The organism is Pseudonocardia sp. ICBG1293 (assembly GCF_020131355.1).
Classification (GTDB): domain Bacteria; phylum Actinomycetota; class Actinomycetes; order Mycobacteriales; family Pseudonocardiaceae; genus Pseudonocardia.
Genome location: NZ_JAHLEL010000014.1, coordinates 282,953 through 301,926 on the forward strand (window position 1 = coordinate 282,953; position 18,974 = coordinate 301,926).

General features: G+C 74.1%; 17 protein-coding genes. 8 read left to right on the plus strand and 9 right to left on the minus strand.

What is annotated here, in order from left to right; all coding sequences use genetic code 11:
* Window positions 1–38: 38 nt before the first annotated feature.
* Both KPF47_RS09650 and metH read right to left on the minus strand, forming a co-directional pair.
* Window positions 39–740, minus strand: coding sequence for an HAD family phosphatase (locus KPF47_RS09650; protein WP_224388205.1), 702 nt, complete (start codon window positions 738–740; stop codon window positions 39–41).
* Entirely contained in the window at window positions 733–4,425 is a 3,693-nt protein-coding gene (metH, locus tag KPF47_RS09655) for a methionine synthase (RefSeq protein WP_224388208.1), read from the minus strand. Before metH ends, KPF47_RS09650 begins: the two co-directional genes overlap by 8 nt.
* 99 nt (window positions 4,426–4,524) lie before the next feature.
* Here metH and KPF47_RS09660 point away from each other — a divergent pair, with 99 nt between their 5' ends.
* Window positions 4,525–5,415: a PAC2 family protein gene (locus KPF47_RS09660; RefSeq protein ID WP_224388210.1), complete on the plus strand. Its 891-nt coding sequence runs from the start codon at window positions 4,525–4,527 to the stop codon at window positions 5,413–5,415.
* A gap of 16 nt (window positions 5,416–5,431) precedes the next feature.
* Entirely contained in the window at window positions 5,432–6,553 is a 1,122-nt protein-coding gene (locus KPF47_RS09665) for an MFS transporter (protein WP_224388213.1), read from the plus strand.
* A 4-nt stretch (window positions 6,554–6,557) separates the two neighbouring features.
* Here KPF47_RS09665 and KPF47_RS09670 read toward each other — a convergent pair whose 3' ends face one another.
* The 4 genes from KPF47_RS09670 to KPF47_RS09685 form a co-directional block, all read right to left on the minus strand.
* Window positions 6,558–6,917 carry a DUF2237 family protein gene (locus tag KPF47_RS09670; protein WP_224388215.1) on the minus strand — a complete coding sequence of 120 codons (360 nt, stop codon included), beginning with the start codon at window positions 6,915–6,917 and terminating at the stop codon, window positions 6,558–6,560.
* Between the two features lie 2 nt (window positions 6,918–6,919).
* A complete protein-coding gene (gene mshC / locus KPF47_RS09675; RefSeq protein WP_224388217.1) occupies window positions 6,920–8,158 on the minus strand; it encodes a cysteine--1-D-myo-inosityl 2-amino-2-deoxy-alpha-D-glucopyranoside ligase in 1,239 nt (412 codons plus the stop codon).
* A 117-nt stretch (window positions 8,159–8,275) separates the two neighbouring features.
* Window positions 8,276–8,455 (minus strand): hypothetical protein, encoded by a 180-nt coding sequence (locus KPF47_RS09680; RefSeq protein ID WP_224388219.1) that lies wholly within the window; start codon window positions 8,453–8,455, stop codon window positions 8,276–8,278.
* Window positions 8,452–9,444: a bile acid:sodium symporter family protein gene (locus KPF47_RS09685; protein WP_224388221.1), complete on the minus strand. Its 993-nt coding sequence runs from the start codon at window positions 9,442–9,444 to the stop codon at window positions 8,452–8,454. Before KPF47_RS09685 ends, KPF47_RS09680 begins: the two co-directional genes overlap by 4 nt.
* Window positions 9,445–9,523: 79 nt before the next feature.
* Here KPF47_RS09685 and KPF47_RS09690 point away from each other — a divergent pair, with 79 nt between their 5' ends.
* The 3 genes from KPF47_RS09690 to KPF47_RS09700 are packed head-to-tail and all read left to right on the plus strand — an operon-like array spanning window position 9,524 to window position 12,173.
* Window positions 9,524–10,399 carry a LysR family transcriptional regulator gene (locus KPF47_RS09690; protein ID WP_224388223.1) on the plus strand — a complete coding sequence of 292 codons (876 nt, stop codon included), beginning with the start codon at window positions 9,524–9,526 and terminating at the stop codon, window positions 10,397–10,399.
* Window positions 10,400–10,410: 11 nt separating this feature from the next.
* Entirely contained in the window at window positions 10,411–11,301 is an 891-nt protein-coding gene (locus tag KPF47_RS09695) for a transporter substrate-binding domain-containing protein (protein ID WP_224388225.1), read from the plus strand.
* Entirely contained in the window at window positions 11,286–12,173 is an 888-nt protein-coding gene (locus KPF47_RS09700; protein ID WP_224388227.1) for an NAD(P)H-binding protein, read from the plus strand. The genes KPF47_RS09695 and KPF47_RS09700 overlap by 16 nt, the downstream gene beginning before the upstream one ends.
* Window positions 12,174–12,320: 147 nt before the next feature.
* Here the strand turns inward: KPF47_RS09700 and KPF47_RS09705 are convergent, their stop codons facing one another.
* A complete protein-coding gene (locus KPF47_RS09705; RefSeq protein ID WP_224388229.1) occupies window positions 12,321–13,061 on the minus strand; it encodes an SDR family oxidoreductase in 741 nt (246 codons plus the stop codon).
* An 82-nt stretch (window positions 13,062–13,143) separates the two neighbouring features.
* Between KPF47_RS09705 and KPF47_RS09710 the strand changes: the two genes are divergently transcribed.
* On the plus strand, window positions 13,144–13,704 hold the full coding sequence (locus KPF47_RS09710; RefSeq protein WP_224388231.1) for a TetR/AcrR family transcriptional regulator: 561 nt from the start codon (window positions 13,144–13,146) through the stop codon (window positions 13,702–13,704).
* A 17-nt stretch (window positions 13,705–13,721) separates the two neighbouring features.
* Here KPF47_RS09710 and KPF47_RS09715 read toward each other — a convergent pair whose 3' ends face one another.
* A complete protein-coding gene (locus KPF47_RS09715) occupies window positions 13,722–15,668 on the minus strand; it encodes a VWA domain-containing protein (protein ID WP_224388233.1) in 1,947 nt (648 codons plus the stop codon).
* On the minus strand, window positions 15,661–17,073 hold the full coding sequence (locus KPF47_RS09720; RefSeq protein ID WP_224388235.1) for a sigma 54-interacting transcriptional regulator: 1,413 nt from the start codon (window positions 17,071–17,073) through the stop codon (window positions 15,661–15,663). The genes KPF47_RS09715 and KPF47_RS09720 overlap by 8 nt, the downstream gene beginning before the upstream one ends.
* A 103-nt stretch (window positions 17,074–17,176) precedes the next feature.
* Between KPF47_RS09720 and KPF47_RS09725 the strand changes: the two genes are divergently transcribed.
* Window positions 17,177–17,800, plus strand: a complete 624-nt coding sequence (locus KPF47_RS09725) for a TetR/AcrR family transcriptional regulator (protein WP_224388237.1) — start codon at window positions 17,177–17,179, stop codon at window positions 17,798–17,800.
* A complete protein-coding gene (locus tag KPF47_RS09730; protein WP_224388239.1) occupies window positions 17,797–18,972 on the plus strand; it encodes an oxygenase MpaB family protein in 1,176 nt (391 codons plus the stop codon). The genes KPF47_RS09725 and KPF47_RS09730 overlap by 4 nt, the downstream gene beginning before the upstream one ends.
* Window positions 18,973–18,974 lie beyond the last annotated feature (2 nt).

Here is an 18,974-nt window from a genome sequence, read left to right on the forward strand (position 1 = left end):
CGCCGCCAACGGCCCGCTCACGCCGGCCCTGAGGCCGTTCAGCGGGCCCGGACCTCCGCGAGGACCGCCCCGAGCTCGGTCGGCCCGATCCCGGCGAGGGTCGCGCGCAGCACCCGGCGCGGACCGGCGGGCACCTCGAGCTCGCACGGCACCACCAGCACCGCGCAGCCGGCCCGCTCGGCCGACAGCGCACCCGTCGGCGAGTCCTCCACCGCGACGCAGTCGCCCGGGTCGGCCCCGATCAGCTCGGCGCCGCGCCGGTAGGGCTCGGGCTGCGGCTTGGGCTCGCGCACCTCGTCACCGGGCACGACGGCGGCGAAGTGCTCCCGACCCAACGTCTCCAGCGCGCGCTCCACCAGCACCCGGATGGTGTTGGTGACGAGCACGGCCGGGATGCCCGCCGCACGCAGCGCGGTGAGCAGCTCCCGGGCGCCGGGCCGCCAGGGCACGCCGTGGGAGAACAGCTCGCCGGCACGGTCGTAGAGCCACTCACCGGTCTCGCGGTACTCCTGCGCACCGACCGTGGCCGGGTCGCGCCCGGCCTCCCGGAAGCAGATCCGCAGCGAGGAGTCCAGCGAGCCGCCGACGGACTCCAGCCGGGCCGCCACGCTCAGCTCCGGGGCGCCCAGGTGCTTCATGAGGTCGTTGAGGGCGACCTCCCACACCTTCTCCGAGTCGATCAGCGTGCCGTCCATGTCCATCAGCACGCCCGCGGGGCGGGTCGGCGTCGGCTCAGGCATCGGGGGTGTACCCCAGGTTCGGGCGCAGCCACTTCTCGACGACGGCGATGTCCACGCCGAGCCGGCCGGCGTAGTCGGCGACCTGGTCGGGCCCGATCCGGCCGACGGTGAAGTACCGCGACTCCGGGTGGGCGAACATCATGCCGCTCACCGCCGCCGCCGGGGTCATGGCGAAGGACTCGGTGAGCCCCACGCCGGTCTCCTCGGCACCCAGCAGGTCGAACAGCGGCCGCTTGAGCGTGTGGTCCGGGCAGGCCGGGTAGCCGAACGCGGGCCGGATGCCGCGGAACCGCTCGGCGTGCAGGTCCTCGACGGCCTGGTTCGCGTCGGGTTCGAACCACTCGCGACGGGCCTGCCGGTGGGCGTACTCGGCGAAGGCCTCGGCGAGCCGGTCGGCCAGCGCCTTCACCATGATGGCCTTGTAGTCGTCGAGCGCGGTCTCGAACTCGGCCGCCATGTCCTCGGCGCCGTGGATGGACACCGCGAACGCACCGAGGTGGTCCCCGTCGGGGGCGACGTAGTCGACCAGGCTGCGGTTGGCCCGTCCCTGCGGCTTGACGGTCTGCTGGCGCAGCATCGGCAGCCGCACGTCCCCGCCGTCCGGGGAGATCACGATGTCCTCGCCCTCGGCGCGGGCGGGCCAGAAGCCGTAGACGCCCTTCGCGGTGAAGCGGTCCTCGGCGATGATCTGGTCGAGCATCGCGTTCGCGTCGTCGTAGAGCTCCTTGGCGACCGGGGAGTTCAGGATCTGCGGGAACTTGCCCTTCAGCTCCCAGGCCAGGAACAGGAACTGCCAGTCGATCAGCTCGCGGAGCTCGGCGATGGTCGGGGTGCACGGCCGGACCCCGGTGAACTCCGGGACCGGCAGCTCGCCGAAGTCCACCGTCTCGCGGTTGGCGACGGCGTCGGCGAAGGGCAGCAGCGGCTTCGCCTGCCGTCCCTCGTGCTGCTCGCGCAGGCGCTGCTGGTCGGCGTCGTTGCGCCGGGACAGCGCCTCGGCGCGGTCGTCGTCGAGCAGGTCGGACACGACGCCGACGACCCGGGAGGCGTCCAGGACGTGCAGGACGTCGCCCTGGTACTGCTGGGCGATCTTCACCGCGGTGTGCTGGCGCGAGGTGGTGGCCCCGCCGATGAGCAGCGGCAGCTTCAGGCCGCGCCGCTCCATCTCGGTGGCCACGTTCACCATCTCGTCCAGCGAGGGCGTGATCAGCCCGGACAGCCCGACGACGTCGGCGCCCTCGGCCACGGCGGTGTCCAGGATCGTCTGGGCGGGCACCATCACGCCGAGGTCGATGACCTCGTAGCTGTTGCAGCCCAGCACCACGCCCACGATGTTCTTGCCGATGTCGTGCACGTCGCCCTTGACCGTGGCCATGACGACCTTGCCGTTGCCGCGCGAGTCGATCTCACCGCGGGCCTTGGCCTCCTCCTTCTCCTTCTCCATGAAGGGCTCGAGGTAGGCCACGGCGCGCTTCATCACGCGGGCGGACTTCACGACCTGGGGCAGGAACATCTTGCCGTCGCCGAACAGGTCACCGACGACCTTCATGCCGTCCATCAGCGGGCCCTCGATGACGTCGAGCGGCCGGGCCGCCTCGGCGCGGGCCTCCTCGGTGTCGGCCTCGACGAAGTCGACGATGCCGTGCACGAGCGCGTGCGACAGCCGGGCGCGGACGTCGCTCTCCCGCCACGACAGGTCCACCTTGCGCTGCGTGCCCTCGCCCTTGAACCGGTCGGCGTTCTCCACCAGCCGGTCGGTGGCGTCGGGGCGCCGGTTGAACAGGACGTCCTCGACCATCTCGAGCAGGTCGGCCGGGATGTCCTGGTAGACCGCGAGCTGGCCGGCGTTGACGATCCCCATGTCCAGGCCGGCCTTGATGGCGTGGAACAGGAACGCCGAGTCCATCGCCTCGCGGACGACGTTGTTGCCGCGGAAGGCGAAGGACAGGTTCGAGACACCGCCGGAGATGTGGGCGCCGGGGCAGCGCTCCTTGATCCGGGGGCAGGCCTCGATGAAGTCCTTCGCGTAGTCGTTGTGCTCCTCCATGCCGGTGGCGATGGCGAGGATGTTCGGGTCGAAGATGATGTCGTGCGGGTCGAGCCCGGCCTGCTCGACGAGCAGGTCGTAGGCGCGGCCGCAGATCTCGACCTTGCGGTCGGCGGTGTCGGCCTGGCCGGTCTCGTCGAAGGCCATGACGACGACGCCCGCGCCGTAGGCCTTGACCTTGCGGGCCTGCTCCAGGAAGGGCTCCTCGCCCTCCTTGAGGCTGATCGAGTTGACGACGCCCTTGCCCTGCACGCACTGCAGACCGGCCTCGATCACCGACCACCGCGAGCTGTCGATCATGATCGGCAGCCGGGCGACCTCGGGCTCGGTGGCCAGCAGGTTCAGGAAGGTGCGCATCTCGTCGGCGGACTCGAGCAGGTCGGCGTCCATGTTGACGTCGAGCATGTTCGCGCCGCCGCGGACCATGTCCAGCGCGACGTCGAGCGCGCCGTTGTAGTCCTTCGACTCGATGAGCCTGCGGAACCGCTTGGACCCGGTGACGTTCGTGCGCTCACCGATCATCACGAAGCCGGTGTCGGGCCCGATCTCGAAACGCTCCAGACCGGAGAACCGGGTGCGCCGGGGGGCCTCGGCCGGGACCCGCGGCGGCAGCCCCGCGACCCGGTCGGCGATGTGCCGGATGTGCTCCGGGCCGGTGCCGCAGCAGCCGCCGACGATGTTGACCAGCCCGGACTCGGCGAACTCCTTGAGGAAGTCCGCGGTCTGCTCGGGCGTCTCGTCGTAGCCGCCGAAGGCGTTGGGCAGGCCCGCGTTGGGGTAGGTCGCCACGAACGCGTCGCTGATCTCGGCGAGCGCGACGGCGTGCGGGCGCATCTCGTCGGCGCCCAGCGCGCAGTTCAGCCCGACGACCAGCGGCGCGGCGTGACGCACCGAGGTCCAGAACGCGTCGACGGTCTGCCCGGACAGCGTGCGCCCGGAGCGGTCGACGATCGTCACCGAGATCCAGACCGGCAGGTGCGGGGCGACGTCGTGCGCGGCCTGCAGCGCGGCCTTGGAGTTCAGCGTGTCGAAGATCGTCTCGATCAGCAGCACGTCGACGCCGCCCTCGTCCAGCGCGGCGATCTGCTGGGCGTAGGAGTCGTAGACCTGCGCGTAGGACACCGCGCGGTAGGCCGGGTCGTCGACCTTGGGCGAGAGCGACAGCGTGACGTTCAGCGGGCCGATCGAGCCGGCCACCCACTTGGGCTCGCCGGTGGCCTTCTCCGCCTCGTCGGCGGACTCGCGGGCCAGCCGGGCCGCGGCCACGTTCATCTCGTCGACCTTCGACTCCAGGCCGTAGTCCGCCTGGCCGATGGTGGTCGCGGTGAAGGTGTTGGTCGTGGTCAGATCGGCGCCGGCGTCGAAGTAGTTCCGGTGCGCCTGCAGGATCAGGTCCGGACGGGTGAGGTTGAGCAGGTCCGGGTCGCCGTTGGTGTCCTTGTGGTGGCCGTGGAGCCAGTCCGCGGAGTAGTCCTCCGGGGTCAGGCCCAGGCCCTGGATGACGGTGCCCCAGGCGCCGTCGATCACACCGATGCGGCGGCCGAGGAGCTCCGTGAGCTGCTCGGTCCGCTGCGCCGCCCGCCGGACCCGTTCGGGGTCGACCGGACGGAGGGTGCTGTCATGCGCCGAGGTGCTCACCGAGTGATCCGCTCCCGTCGTAGATGACACGATCAGCCACGGTACCTGGTGGAGGGGGAGGAACCCGGGTTCGCGCCCGCGGGGTCGTAGGCTGGGGTGATGACCGACCGAGAGCCGAGCACCACGGGTGGCGACAGCACTCCGCAGCTGGTCGATCCGGTCCTCATCGCCGCGTTCGAGGGCTGGAACGACGCCGGTGAGGCCGCGAGCACCGCGCTGGAGCACCTCGAGCTCAGCTGGGACGCGAAGCCGCTGACCTCGATCGATCCCGAGGAGTACTACGACTTCCAGGTCACGCGCCCGCACGTCAAGCTCGCCGGCGGCGTCACCCGGCGGATCGAGTGGCAGACCACGCGGCTGTCGTGGGCCACGCTGCCAGGCACGGACCGCCACGTCGTGCTGGTGAACGGGATCGAGCCGAACCTGCGCTGGAAGACCTTCTGCGCGGAGCTCGTGGGTCACGCCGAGCGTCTGGGCGTGACGAAGGTCATCACACTGGGGGCTCTGCTCACCGAGGTCCCGCACACCCGTCCGACGCCGGTGAACGGCACGTCCTGGGACGCGGAGTCGCAGAAGGCGATGGGCACCGAGCCGTCGAACTACGAGGGCCCGACCGGGATCGTGGCGGTCTTCCAGCAGGCCTGCGTGCAGGCGGGGATCCCGGCCGTCTCCTACTGGGCCGAGGTGCCGCACTACGTGTCGCAGGCCCAGGTCCCGAAGGCCGCGGTGGCCCTGCTGCACCGCATCGAGGAGTCCCTCGACGTCGAGGTGCCCCTCGGCGGGCTCCCGGAGAAGGCCGAGGAGTGGGAGCGGACCGTGTCGGAGATGGCCGACGCCGACGACGAGGTCCGCGAGTACGTGCGCCAGCTCGAGGAACAGGCCTCCGAGTCCGACGACGAGGAGGCCCGCACCGAGCTGCGCGAGACCTCCGGGGACTCGATCGCGGCGGACTTCGAGCGCTACCTGCGCCGCCGCGACCCCAACTCCTGACCGGCCCCGGCACGTGGTGGCGCTGCGCCGCGCGGCGCTGTTCCTGGGCGCGTTCCTCGGCCCGTTCGGCGGTGGTCTGACGGCGGCGATGCTGCCGGAGCTGGGGGCCGACTTCGCCGTGCCGACGGCGACGGCCTCGGTGTCGATCACCGCGTACCTGCTGCCGTTCGCCGGGGTCATGCTCGTCTCGGGCACCCTCGGTGACCGGTGGGGCCGGGGGCGCACCGTCGTCGCCGGGTACGCCCTCTACGTCGTCGCCTCACTGGTCTGCGTGCTGGCCGTGTCCTGGCCGGTGTTCCTGGCCGGGCGCGCGCTGCAGGGCACGGCGAACGCCTTCACCACTCCCCTGCTGCTGGCGGCACTGGCCGCCGCGGTGGAGCCGGACCGTCTCGGCCGGGCGCTGGGCTGGTTCGGGTCGCTGCAGGCGGCGGGGCAGACCTCCGCGCCGCTGTTCGGCGGGCTGGCCGCCGAGGTGGACTGGCGCTGGGCGTTCTGCGGCGCCGCGGTCGTCGCGCTCGGGCTGGGCGCGGTCGGCATCCCGGGCGGCTCGACCCCGGCGACCGGCGGGGGGCGACCGCGGCTGCGGACGGCGTGGAGCCCACCGGTGCTGCGGCTGGGACTCGTCGCGGGGATCGGCTGGGGCTGCCTGGCCGGGCTGAACTTCCTGCTCGCGCTGCGCCTGGAGGAGCAGTTCGGCCTGGGGGCGGGGCCGCGCGGGCTCGTACTGACCGCGCTCGGCGTGGCCGGGATCCTGACCGCCCGCCTGATCGGCGGGGCGGTGGACCGGCTCGGGGCGCGCCGCTGCGTGCTCGCCGGGGCCGTCGGCGGCGGGGTGCTCGTCGCACTGATCGGGGTGGTGCCGGTGCTGGGTGTCGTCGTCGCGCTGTGGGCGCTGGGCGGGGTGTGCAGCCAGCTGGTCCTGGTCGGGGTGAACGCGCTGGTCCTCGGCCCGGCCGGGGGCGGGGGCGGGGCGGTGTCGGTGGTGCAGGCGGTGCGCTTCGCCGGGACGGCGGCGTCGCCGGTGGCGCTGACGCCGGTGTACCACGCGGACCCGCTGGTGGCGTTCCTCGCGCCCGCGGCGCTGCTCGCGGCGGGCGCGCCGGCCGTCCTCGCCCTCGACCGGGCGCGCCGCGCCTGAGGCCTCACCCCGCGGCGTGCGCCCGCAGGTCGTCGAGGTCGACCCACTCCAGGGTGCGGGCGTGGGTGGCCTCCAGCACCACCGGCGGCGCCACACCCCCGTGCAGCGCCTCGGCCCAGCGGCTCGCGCACAGGCACCACCGGTCCCCCGGCACGAGACCGGGGAACCCGAACTGCGGGCGCGGGGTGGACAGGTCGTTGCCCTGCTCGCGGGAGAAGTCCAGGAACTCCGCGGTGACCCGGGCGCACACGGTGTGCACCCCGACGTCCTCACCACCGGTGTCGCAGCACCCGTTGCGGTGGAAGCCGGTCATCGGGTCGGTCGAGCACGACTCCAGCTCGCCGCCCAGCACGTTGCGGGCCACCGCTACAGCCGCACGCCGAGCAGCGCGTCCAGCGCGGCGCGCACCTGCTGCGGGGCGGCGGTGTCGGTACCGCGGCGGGTCAGCGCCTCCTCGGCCCAGGCGTCGACGGCGGCGAGCGCACCGGGGGTGTCGAGGTCGTCGGCGAGGTGGGTCCGCAACCGGGTGACCAGCTCGGCCGCGTCCGGCCCGGCGTCGAGGCCGACGGCCTCCCGCCAGCGCGCCACCCGCCGGTCGCCCTTCGCGTGCACCTCGTCGGTCCAGGACCGGTCGGTGCGGTAGTGGCCGTCGAGCAGCGCGACCCGGATGACGTTCGGGTCGACGCGGGCGTTGCGCAGCTTGGAGACGAAGACCAGGTTGCCCTTGGACTTCGACATCTTCTCCCCGTCGAGCCCGATCATCCCGGTGTGCACGTAGTGCCGGGCGAACGGGTGCTCGCCGGTGAGGGACTCGGCGTGCAGGGCGCCGCACTCGTGGTGCGGGAAGATCAGGTCCGAGCCGCCGCCGTTGAGGTCGATCTGCGGGCCGAGCCGGTTCAGCCCGATCGCGGCGCACTCCACGTGCCAGCCGGGGCGGCCGCGGCCGAGACCGGAGTCCCAGGCGGGCTCACCGGGGCGCGCGGTGCGCCACAGCAGCGGGTCGAGCCGGTTGCGCTTGCCCGGCCGGTCCGGGTCACCCCCGCGCTCGGCGGAGAACCTCAGCATGGTGTCGAGGTCGTAGTTCGACTCGTAGCCGAAGTGCCCGGTGGCGGTGACGTCGTGGTAGACGTCGGGGTGGTCGGGGTCGTCGATCCGGTAGGCCGCGCCGGACGCGACCAGCTTCTCGACGAGCTCGGCGATCTCCGGGATCGCCTCGACCGCGCCGATGAACTCGCGGGGCGGCAGGACGCGCAGCGCCTCCATGTCCTCGCGGAACAGGGCGGTCTCGCGCAGGCCCAGCACGATCCAGTCGTCCTGGTCGCGCTCGGCACGCTCCAGCAACGGCTCGTCGATGTCGGTGACGTTCTGGACGTAGTGCACCTCGTGACCGAGGTCGCGCCAGTAGCGGTGGACCAGGTCGAAGGTCAGGTAGGTGGCGGCGTGGCCGAGGTGGGTCGCGTCGTAGGGGGTGATCCCGCAGACGTACATCGTCGCGACCGGACCGGGCGCCGTGGGCCGGACCCGGCCGGTGGCGGTGTCGTGCAGGCGCAGCGGCGGGCCACTGCCCTCCAGTGCCGGGACGTCGGTCGGGGCCCAGGTCTCCATACGGTCAAACCTACCTAGCTCTCGGAAGCGGTCACGGATGCGAACGTGCGTCGTCCGTCGCAGATTCCGGGACGGGCGCGGCGCCGGCCACACGGGCGGGAACCCGGGACCGTGGGGTCACCACCACCGCGGGTCGAGCTTGGACTCGATGTCGCGGACGTGGCGGCGCGCGCAGGCCGGGCACAGCCGCCCGTCGCGACCCTGCTCGTCGCGGTCGGTCACCCACCCCGCGACGGCGGCGACCCCGGCGGCGTCGGGACCGGGGGCGCCGCAGCGGCGGCAGTCGGACGGCGTCACGCCTGCGATGGTGCTCCGGCGGCGTGCTCGGTGTCGAGCACCCCGCGACGCCGCCCGACCCGCTCGGCGATCACCGCGCAGGCCATCAGCTGGATCTGGTGGAACAGCATCAGCGGCAGCACCACGAGCGCCCCGGCGGGGCCGCCGAACAGCACGCCGGCGATCGGCAGCCCGCTGGCCAGGGACTTCTTCGACCCACAGAACACGATCGCGATCCGGTCGGCGTCGTCGAACCCGAGCGCACGGGCCCCGACGGAGGTCGCCACGAGCACCAGCACGAGCAGCACCAGGCAGACGCCGAGCAGGACCAGCAGCGACACCGGGGTGAGGCGTCCCCAGATCCCGGCGACCACGCCCTCGCTGAACGCGGCGTAGACGACGAGCAGGATCGACCCGCGGTCGACCAGCGACAGCCGCTTCCGGTGCCGGGCCACGAACCGGCCGATCAGCGGGCGCGCGGCCTGTCCGGCGAGGAAGGGCACCAGCAGGCGCAGCGCGATGTCGCCGAAGCTCGACGCGTCGAACCCGCCGCTGGTCGCCAGCAGCAGCGCGGCGAGGACCGGGGTGAGGAACACCCCGAGCACGTTCGACACCGACGCCGCGACGATCGCCGCGGGCACGTTGCCCCGCGCGATGCCGGTGAAGGCGATGGAGGACTGCACGGTCGAGGGCAGGCAGCACAGGAACACGACCCCGGCCGCGAGCGGCGCGGGCAGCAGCCACTCCGGCAGCAGCAGCACCGACAGCCCCAGCAGGGGGAACAGGACGAACGTCGCCACCAGGACGGTGCCGTGCAGGCGCCAGTTGCGCAGTCCGGTCAGCGCCTCGGCGGCGGACAGGCGGGCGCCGTAGAGGAAGAACAGCAGCGCGATCGCCGCGGTGACGGCGATGTCGACGACCCCGACCGCCGCGCCGCGCGCGGGGACCAGCGACGCGACGCCGACGGTCAGGAGGAGCAGCACCAGGAAGGGGTCGGGACGGACTCGCATGGGTCCCATCCTGCAAGCCCGCGTCTCATCGGGAAACCGACTGATCACCATGACTGTGACCGCGTTCTATGATGACCGGGTGCTCGATCCGGTCCAGCTGCGGTCCTTCGTCGCGGTCGCGCGTGCCCGCAGCTTCACCCGGGCCGCCGCGACGCTCGGGGTCGGGCAGTCGACCGTGAGCCAGCACGTGCGTCGGCTGGAGGCGACGGTCGGACGGCCCCTGCTCGAGCGCGACACCCACTCGGTGGCGCTGACCGTCGACGGCGAGGCCATGCTGGACTTCGCCGCGACCATCCTCGACGCCGGCGAGCGGGCGGTGGCGCACTTCCGGGCGTCGCAGGTGCACGGACGGGTGCGCTTCGGGGTGTCCGAGGACCTGGTGCTGACCCGGCTGCCCACCGTGCTCGCGGACTTCCGCCGCCGCCACCCCGAGGTCGACCTGGAGCTGACCGTCGGCCTGGCCGGGGGCCTGGAACGCCGCCTCGACGCCGGTGAGCTGGACCTGATGTTCGCCAAGCGCCTCCCCGGCCCCGACGACGGTCGCCTGGTGGTCCGCCGCGACCGGTTCGTCTGGGTGGGGGCACCGGGGATCGCGCTCGGTCCCGACGACCCGGTCCCGGTCGTCGCCTATCCCCCACCGAGCCTGTCGCGCACGGCCGCCGTCGGGGCCCTGGAGGCCGTGGGCAGGCCGTGGCGGATGGCCTGCACCAGCGGCAGCCTCTCCGGGCTGCGGGCCGCCGCGCTCGCCGGGCTGGGCGTGCTCGCGCACGCCGCGACGCTGGTCCCCGACGGGCTGGAGATCGTCGCCGACCGTGCCGGTCTGCCGGGGCTGGGACCGGTGGAGCTGGTGCTGGCGCACGGACGGCGCCGCAGCGACCCGGCCGAGGCACTGGTCCGCAGCATCCGCACCGCCGACCTGCGTCCGGAGTCGTGGCCTCCGCCGTCCGGCGGCTAGGGTCCCGGGCCGTGCGCCGCCTGCCGATCGTCCTGCTGCTCGCCGTGCTGGTCGCCGGCTGCGGCACACCCCCCGGACCGGCCTCACCGAGGCTGGAGCGGGTGGCGTCGTCGCAGGTGCTGCGGGTCTGCTCGACCGGGGACTACCGGCCGCTGACCGCGCTGGCCGCGGACGGCACCTGGTCCGGCATCGACGTCGAGATGGCCCGCGACCTCGCCACCGAGCTCGGCGCCCGGGCGGAGCTGGTGCACACGACCTGGGCGACCCTGCTCGACGACGTCGTGGCCGACCGCTGCGACATCGCCGTCGGCGGGGTCTCGGTCACCCCCGACCGGGCCGAGCGGGCCGCGTTCACCGAGCCCTACCTGCGCGACGGCAAGACGCCGATCGTGCGGTGCCCCGACGTCGCCCGCTACGACACCGTCGCCGACATCGACCGGCCCGGGGTGCGCGCGGTGGTGAACCCGGGCGGCACCAACGAGCGCTTCGCCCGGGAGACGTTCACCCGCGCGACGATCGTCGACCACCCGGACAACTCCACGATCTTCGACGAGATCGTCGCCGGCCGCGACGACGTCATGGTCACCGACGCGATCGAGACCCGCTGGCAGGCCGCGCAGCACCCCGGGGTGCTGTGCGCGGTGCACCCCGACGCCCCGTTCACGACCTCGGAGAAGGCCTACCTGACCCCCCGCCGGGGACCCGGCGTTCACCGAGCGGGTGGACACCTGGCTGCGCGCGGCCCGCACCGACGGCACCTGGGACCGGCTCGCCCGCCCCTGGCTCGGCTGAGCCACACCCCCGCGCGGGTGGCCACACCCGTCGTGACCGGTGTGGCCACCGATGGACGGGTGTGGCTGTCGGACCCCCGTGCGACGGTGCGGTCATGCGCATCGTGGTGACGACGGCGGCCGGCACGGTCGGGTCGCGGGTGCTGCGCCTGCTCGTGCAGGCCGGCGTGCGCCCGGTGGCCCTGGTCCGCGACCCGGCCCGGCTCCCCCCGGACCTCGCCGGGCTGGTCGAGCCGGTGGTCGCCGACCAGACCGACGCCGACTCCGTCGTCGGCGCCACGCTCGGGGCGGACCGGCTGTACTGGGTGAACCCGCCCGCCGCGCCCGGCACCGACCCGCTCGCCCACCAGTCGGCCTGCGCGGCTGCCGTCGCGGAGTCCGTGCGCCGCAACGGGGTCGGCGCGACGGTGTTCCAGAGCAGCGGCGGGGCGGAGCTGCGGCGCGGGGCGGGGGACATCGACGGTCTCGCCGCGACCGAGCAGGCCTTGGACGCGACCGGCGCCCCGGTGCTGCACCTGCGGTGCGGCTACTTCATGTCCAACCTGATGACGTCGGCCGGGGAGATCGCCGACGGGACGCTGTCGACGCCGTGGCCGCTCGACCACGCGTTGCCGTGGGTCGCGCCCGGTGACATCGCCGCCGTCGCCGCGGTGCGTCTGCTCGGGCCGGTCTGGTCGGGGCGGGTGGTGCAGGCGGTGCACGGGCCGGCCGACATCACCTTCGGCCAGGCCGCGGCGGAGCTCGGCGAGGTCGTGGGGCACCCGGTGCGGGCGGTGCACCTGCCCCGCGCCGAGTTCCGGTCGATGCTGGCCGGCCTCGGCATGACCGCACCGGAGATCGACGCGGTCGCCGGGATGGCGGAGGGCCTCTCGGCCCCCGGGTACCTCCCCGAGCAGCGCCGCGACGCGGTGTCGACGACCCCGACGACGCTGCGGAGCTGGGCGGCGGAGCACCTGCACCGCAGCGGCGACCGGCCGGTCTGACCGAGCCGGACCGGCTCCGGACCCACCGGTCGCCGGCGCATGCGGGTGCCCGGGTCGTCGGGGACCACCTCGCGGTGCCGCCGGTCGAGGTCGGCCGCACAGGTGACCGGCCGCGGCTCCTCCGGCAGCACGTGTCGTGACCGCCGGTCAGCCCTGCCGGGTCGGGCGGATGACCAGCTCGCCGATCTCCACGTCGTCGGGCTGGTCGATCGCGAAGGCGATCGCTCGCGCCACCGCGGCCGGATCGATGCCCTTGTCGGCCATGTCGCGCTGGTAGCGGGCCCGCAGCTCGGGGTCGACGACGGAGTCGACCAGCTCGGTCCGCACGTAGCCCGGCGACACCGAGGTCGTGCGCAGCACCCCGTCGGTGGACTCCTGGCGCAACGCCTCCACCAGGGTGCGCACCGCGTTCTTGGTGCCGGCGTACACGCCCTGGGTGGGAACGATCTGGATGCCGGAGGTGGACACCACCGTGACCAGGTGCCCGCGACCCTGTCTGCGGAACACCGGCAGGGCCGCGGCGATCCCGTGCAGGACGCTGCGCAGGTTGGAGTCGATCATGGCATCCCAGTCGTCGACGTCGAGGTCGGCCAGCGGCGCGGTCCGGGCGATCCCCGCGTTGGCGACCAGCACGTCCAGCCGCCCGAACCGGTCCACCGCCCGGTCGACCAGGGTCTGCACGTCCGCCCGCCGGGTGACGTCGACCGTGACGGTCTCGGCCCGGCCGCCCGCCCGGCGGATCTCCTCGGCCACCGCGTCCAACCGGTCGGTACGCCGGGCCCCCAGGACGACCGCGGCTCCACGGGCGGCCAGCTCCCGCGCCGTGGCCGCCCCGATCCCGCTGCTGGCCCCGGTGATGGCCACGACCTCGTTCTCGATCCCGCTCATGATCCCGGCTCCTCGACTAACCTGACAGTTGTCCGCTTACTCGTCCGAGCGTACCGGACAGCTGTCCGGTTAGGGAGTCGCGATGTCGCTGCGGGAACCCCGGGCCGACGCCCGGGCCAACCGGGAACGGATCGTCGGCGCGGCCCGGTCCGCCCTGGCCGCGGCCGGAGCGGACCCGGACGGGGTGGCGCTCAGCGCCATCGGCCGCGCCGCCGGGGTCGGCCAGGGCACGCTCTACCGGCACTTCCCGACCCGCGAGCACCTCCTGGTCGAGGTCTACCGCACCGAGGTGGGGGAGCTGGCCGACACGGCCACCGCGCTGCTGGCCGCCCATCCGCCGTGGATCGCGCTGACCCGGTACCTGGACCGGTTGCTGGACTACGTGCGGGTCAAGCGCGGGGTGATGGTCGCCCTGACCGCGACCGCGTGGCGGGATCTGAGCACGGACCAGCACACCCGGCTCGCTGCCGCCTTCTCGGCCCTGCTCACCGCGGGCCGGGCCGCGGGTGTGGTCCGTGACGACGTCGAGGTGGCCGATGTGGAGGTGCTGCTCACCGGGCTGGCCCGGATCCCGCAGGACCAGTGGGACCACCGCGCCCCCCGGGTGGTCGCGCTGATCCTGGAGGCCCTGCGGGCTCGCTGACGTCCGGGCGGGGCGCCTCAGCCGGTCCGGCGGCGCAGGTAGTCCGAGACGACCTCGGCGCCCAGGCCGTCGAGGTCGGGCTGCACCACCCGTCCCCCGGCGCGGCGGGCGAGCCGGTTGACGAACGACAGCAGCCCGGGGTCGTCGCCGAGCACGAAGAACGTGAAGGCGGCGTCCATGCCGATCAGCCGGTCGAGGCCGTCGACGGTGGCCCGCAGGGTGTACGGGCTGGGCGGATAGTCGAAGAACGCCTCGCCGTCGGGCTCCAGGTGCGCGGTCGGCTCGCCGTCGGTGACCACCAGGACCACCGGCGTCGCGTCGGGCTGGCGGGCCAGCCGTTCGCGGGCCAGCAGCAGGGCGTGGTGCAGGTTGGTGCCCTGCATGTACACGCCCTCCAGCCCGATCAGCTCGGCCAGGTCGACGGTCTGCGCGTGCCGGCCGAAGGTGATCAGGGACAGGTCGTCGCCGCGGAACCGGGTGGAGATGAGCTGGTGCAGGGCCAGGGCGGTGCGCTTCATCGGGACCCAGCGCCCCTCGGCGACCATCGACCACGACGTGTCGACCAGCAGGGTCACCGCGGCCCGGGTGCGCTGCTCGGTCTCGACGATCTCGACGTCGGACACGTCGAGTGCCCGGTCGTCGCCGCCGGCGCGGCGGAGCTGGGCGTTGAGCAGCGTCCGGGGCACCGACCAGGCCTGGGTGTCGCCGAACGCCCACGGCCGGGTCGCCCCGGTCGCCTCGCCCGCCGCGCCGGCCCGCCGGGTGTCGCGCTGTCCCTGCCGCCCGGAGATCCGGTCGGCGACGTCGCGCAGTACCGACTGCCCGAGCGTGCGCAGCGCCTTGGGCGAGAGCAGCAGCGACCCGTCGGGGGCGCGGCGGAACAGGTCCTGGCGCTGCAGCTCGCGTTCCAGCTCGGCGAGGGTGCGGGCGTCGGCGGCGGCCTCGGGCCCGAGCATCTCGGTGAGCGCGTCGAGGTCGATGTCCTCCATCCGCGCGCCGGGGTAGCTCTGCGCGAGCTGCTCGGCCAGGGCGTCGAGCTGCCCCAGCTCCTCCATCGCGCGGGTCGCCTCGCCCATGCCCATCGGGTTCTCGCCGCGGAAGTTCCCCTCACCGGACCAGTCCTCGCCCGGGCGCAGACCCTGCAGCTGCGCGTCGAGCCGGGCCAGCGACTGCGACAGCCGCGGGTCGCCGAAGGCCTGCTGGGCCAGCTCGGCCAGCTCGGCGCGCTGCTCGGCCGACATCGAGTTCATCATCCGCTGGGCCGCGGCGGCGCGGGCGGCGAGCGCGTCGACGAGCTCCTCGGTGCTCTGCGGGTTCTCCGGGAAGTGCTCGCCGTGGGCGCGCATGAACTCGGCGAACTGCTCGGTGGTGTCCTCGCCGCGGGCGTGCCGGTCGAGCAGGTCGTTGAGGTCGTCGAGCATCGCGTTGATCCGCTCGACGTCCTCCGGCGTCGCGTTCTGCATGGCCTGCTTCATGCCCTGGAAGCGCTGGTCGAGCATCTCCCGGCCGAGCAGGTCGCGGATCTCCTGGTAGGCCTGCCGCGCGTCGGAGGACCGCCAGTCGTACCCGCCCAGCTCCCGCACCGCGCCGCCGGTGTCGGGCGGCAGGGCGTCGAGCTGCATCTCCCGGAACCGCGCGTCGTCGGAGTCCTCGTTGCCCAGCGACTCCCGCTCGGCGTCCAGCGCCCGCGCGAGCAGCTCACGGACCTCCTGCAGGGTGCCGTCGATCCGGTTGTCGCGCTGCAGGTCGCGGCGCCGCTCCCACACCCGGCGGGTGAGGTCGTCCAGACCGCGCCGTCCGTCGAGGCCGCGGCGCAGCAGCTCCTGCAGCGCCTGGCGCGGCGACACGTCGCGGCCGATCTGGTCCATGGCCGCGCGGATGTCGTAGGGCGGCGCCAGCGGGTCGGGCCCGCCGGCGTAGGGGCCGTAGGCGTAACGGCGTCGACGACGCCTGGGATCAGCCATACGACACCGTGTCGCCGTCGTCGCTCTCGTCCTTGGCCAGCTTGCGGGTCAGGAACAGGTACTCCAGCGCCAGCTCCGCGGCCGAGGCCATCGGGCCCGGGTCCTCGGTCCCCTCGGCGCCGAGCCTCGCCGCGATCTCGGTCAGGGCGTCGACCTGCGGCAGCGCCGCGACGACGTCCTGGGCCGGGATCCGCTCCCCGGTCCGGACCGGGCGGGTCGAGACCGCGACGGCGAGCTCGTCGAGGTCGACCCCGCGCAGCGCGAACCGGGCGGTGTCGGCGGTCGCGCGGCGCAGCAGGTGCTCGAGGACCTCGTCCTCGCGCCCCTCCTCCCCCGACGCGAACTCGATCTTGCCGCGGAGCACGGCGGGGACCGACTCCAGGTCGACCGGCCGGGCGTAGGGCGTGTCCTCGCCGGTCAGCGCGGCCCGGCGCAGCGCCGCCGCGGCCACGGTCTCGGCCGCGGCGACGGCGACGGCGACGGCGACGGCGAACCGTGCCGACACCCCGGAGCCCTGGTCGACCGCGGAGGAGTCGCGCAGGTGCCGGGTGAACCGGGCGACGACCTCCAGCAGGTGCCGCGGCACCTGGGCGACGAGGTCGGCCTCCTGGGCGACGAGCTCGACCTCGGGGGCCAGCTCGAGCGGGTAGTGGGTGCGGACCGCGGCACCGAACCGGTCCTTGAGCGGGGTGATGATTCGCCCCCGGTTGGTGTAGTCCTCGGGGTTCGCACTGGCCACGAGCAGCACGTCCAGCGGCAGCCGCAACGTGTAGCCGCGGACCTGGATGTCGCGCTCCTCCATCACGTTGAGCAGAGCGACCTGGATGCGTTCGGCCAGGTCGGGCAGCTCGTTGATGGCCACGATCCCGCGGTGCGACCGCGGGACGAGGCCGAAGTGGATGGTCTCGGGATCGCCCAGCGACCGCCCCTCGGCGACCTTGACCGGGTCGACGTCGCCGATCAGGTCGGCGACCGAGGTGTCCGGCGTGGCCAGCTTCTCGGTGTAGCGGTGGTCGCGGTGCACCCAGACGACCGGCAGCTCGTCGCCGAGCTCGGCGGCGCGGCGGATCGAGGCGGGCACGATCGGCTCGTAGGGGTGCTCACCGATCTCCGAGCCCTCGATGACCGGCGCCCACTCGTCGAGCAGGCCGGCCAGCGAGCGCAGCAGCCGGGTCTTGCCCTGGCCCCGCTCACCGAGCAGGACGAGGTCGTGGCCGGCGATCAGGGCCCGCTCGAGCTGCGGGACGACGGTGTCGTCGAAGCCGACGATGCCGGGCCAGGGGTCGCGGCCCTCGCGCAGGGCCGCCAGCAGGTTGTCGCGGATCTCGTGCTTCACAGGTCGCTGTACGTGGCCGGACGCACGCAGCGCACCGACGGTACGGGGAAGGTCAGGTGTGACGGGCACGAACTCCACGCTACGCCCGCTGCGCGGGTGCAGCGCGTCGTCGCGGAACCGTGTTCCGCCGACGGCCCTGGAATCTGTCTGGTTGTACAGATAGTTTGTCGTCATGACCGACCGATCCCCCGACGGACGCCGCCGCCGCGGCGCCGACACCCGTCGCGCACTGGTGCGGGCCGCCGTCGACGTGGTGACCGCGCACGGCTTCGACCGCCTCACGCTGCGCCGGGTCGCGGACCGGGCGGGGGCGTCGGCCGCGTCGGCGACGTACCACTTCGGCACCGTCGACGCCCTGCTCGGGGCCGTCGCCGCCGAGCTGGAACGCGACGCGGTCGCGCGGCTGGGCGAGCTGACCCGCCGCAGCCGCACCGGCGAGCTGACCCTGCTCGACGCCTGCACCGCCTACCTGGTCGACCTGCTCGGCGCCCGCCGCACCGAGTTCCTGACCATGCTGGAGCTGCGCGTGCGGGTCGCCCGGGGGCACGGCGGTGCCGCCGACCCGGCCGCCGCGGAGCCCGACGCGGCGCTGGTCGACCTCATCCAGGACCACGTCGGGAACCGGGAGCGGGCCCGCGAGCTGTTCGCCGGGGTCTTCGGCCTGTCCGCACTGGCCGCGTTCGCACCCGTCACCCCCACCGAGCCCGAGCTGCGCGCGCGGATGGCCCGGCTGCTCGCCGGAGCCGGACTCGGCGCCCACGACGCCCACCAGCCCCAGGAGGACCGGCTCCCGTGACCAGCACCCGACCGTCGGGGACGCTCGACCGCGACGCCCTCGCCGCCCGCTTCGGTCCCGGACGGGCCGACCTCGCGCTGCACGCCAGGGCCGCGGGCGACCCGCTCGCCGACGCCGTCGTCGCCGAGATCCGTGCCGCGGGGCGCGACCGCGGTCGCGCCCTCACCGCCCAGCTGCAACGCGGCATCCGCGACGGGCTCGCCGCACTCCGCGATCCCTCCCCCGCCGTCGCCGCCCTGCTCACCTCCGCCGAGTCGCTGCCCGAGGGCGTCGACCCCGCCGTGCTCGACACCGGGATCCGGCCGTCGTTCACCGCCCCGCCCGCCGTGCACACCCTGTCGCTCTCGGCCGGGGCGCTGCTGCGCACCTACGGTTCCCCGTCGATCGCGGTGCTGCTCGGCACCACCGGACGGCTGGTGGAGTCCGCCGAGCGCCGTCTCACCGAGACCGGGACCTGGCTGCTCGCCGCCACCCTGCCCGGTGGCATGCGTCCCGGCAGCCCGGGCTACGTCGGCACCCTCCAGGTCCGGGTGCTGCACGCCCGGATGCGCCTGCTCGCCCGCGACCGCGGCCTGGACGAGGCGGTGCACGGCACCCCGGTCAATCAGGTCGACCTGGTCCGGACGTGGCTGGACTTCACCCTCGTCTCGATGCGTGCCGAGGCGACGATCGGGTTCGGGCTCACCCGCGCCGAGACCGCCGAGGTCTACGCCTGCTGGCACCTGCTGGCCCACCAGCTCGGCATCGACCGCGAGCTGGTCCGCGACATCACCTCGCACGCCGCCGCCGAGGAGCTCGACGCCCTGGTCACCGCCGTCACCGGTCCGCCGGTGGCCGAGTCGCGCGCGCTGGCCGGCGCGCTCGTCGACGCCGTCGCCGCGCTGCTCGTCGAGCCGTTGCGGCTACCCGCCCCGCAGGGACGCCGCCTGCTGCAGGCGCTGGCCCGGCGCTTCCACGGCGCCGCGGTGACCACCGGGCTGGGCCTGCGCCGCAGCCCCGGCTGGGAGGTGGCGGTCGCCGTGCTGGCACGGGCGATCGCGGTGCAGCGCCGGTGGGTCCGGCGCAGCCCGGCGGCGCTGGCGGCCGCGCAGGCCCGCAACGTCGCGGCCACCCGGGCCCTGCTGGCCGAGGACCGGGGCGGCGCCACGCTGTTCCAGACGCACGGCGCCTGAGG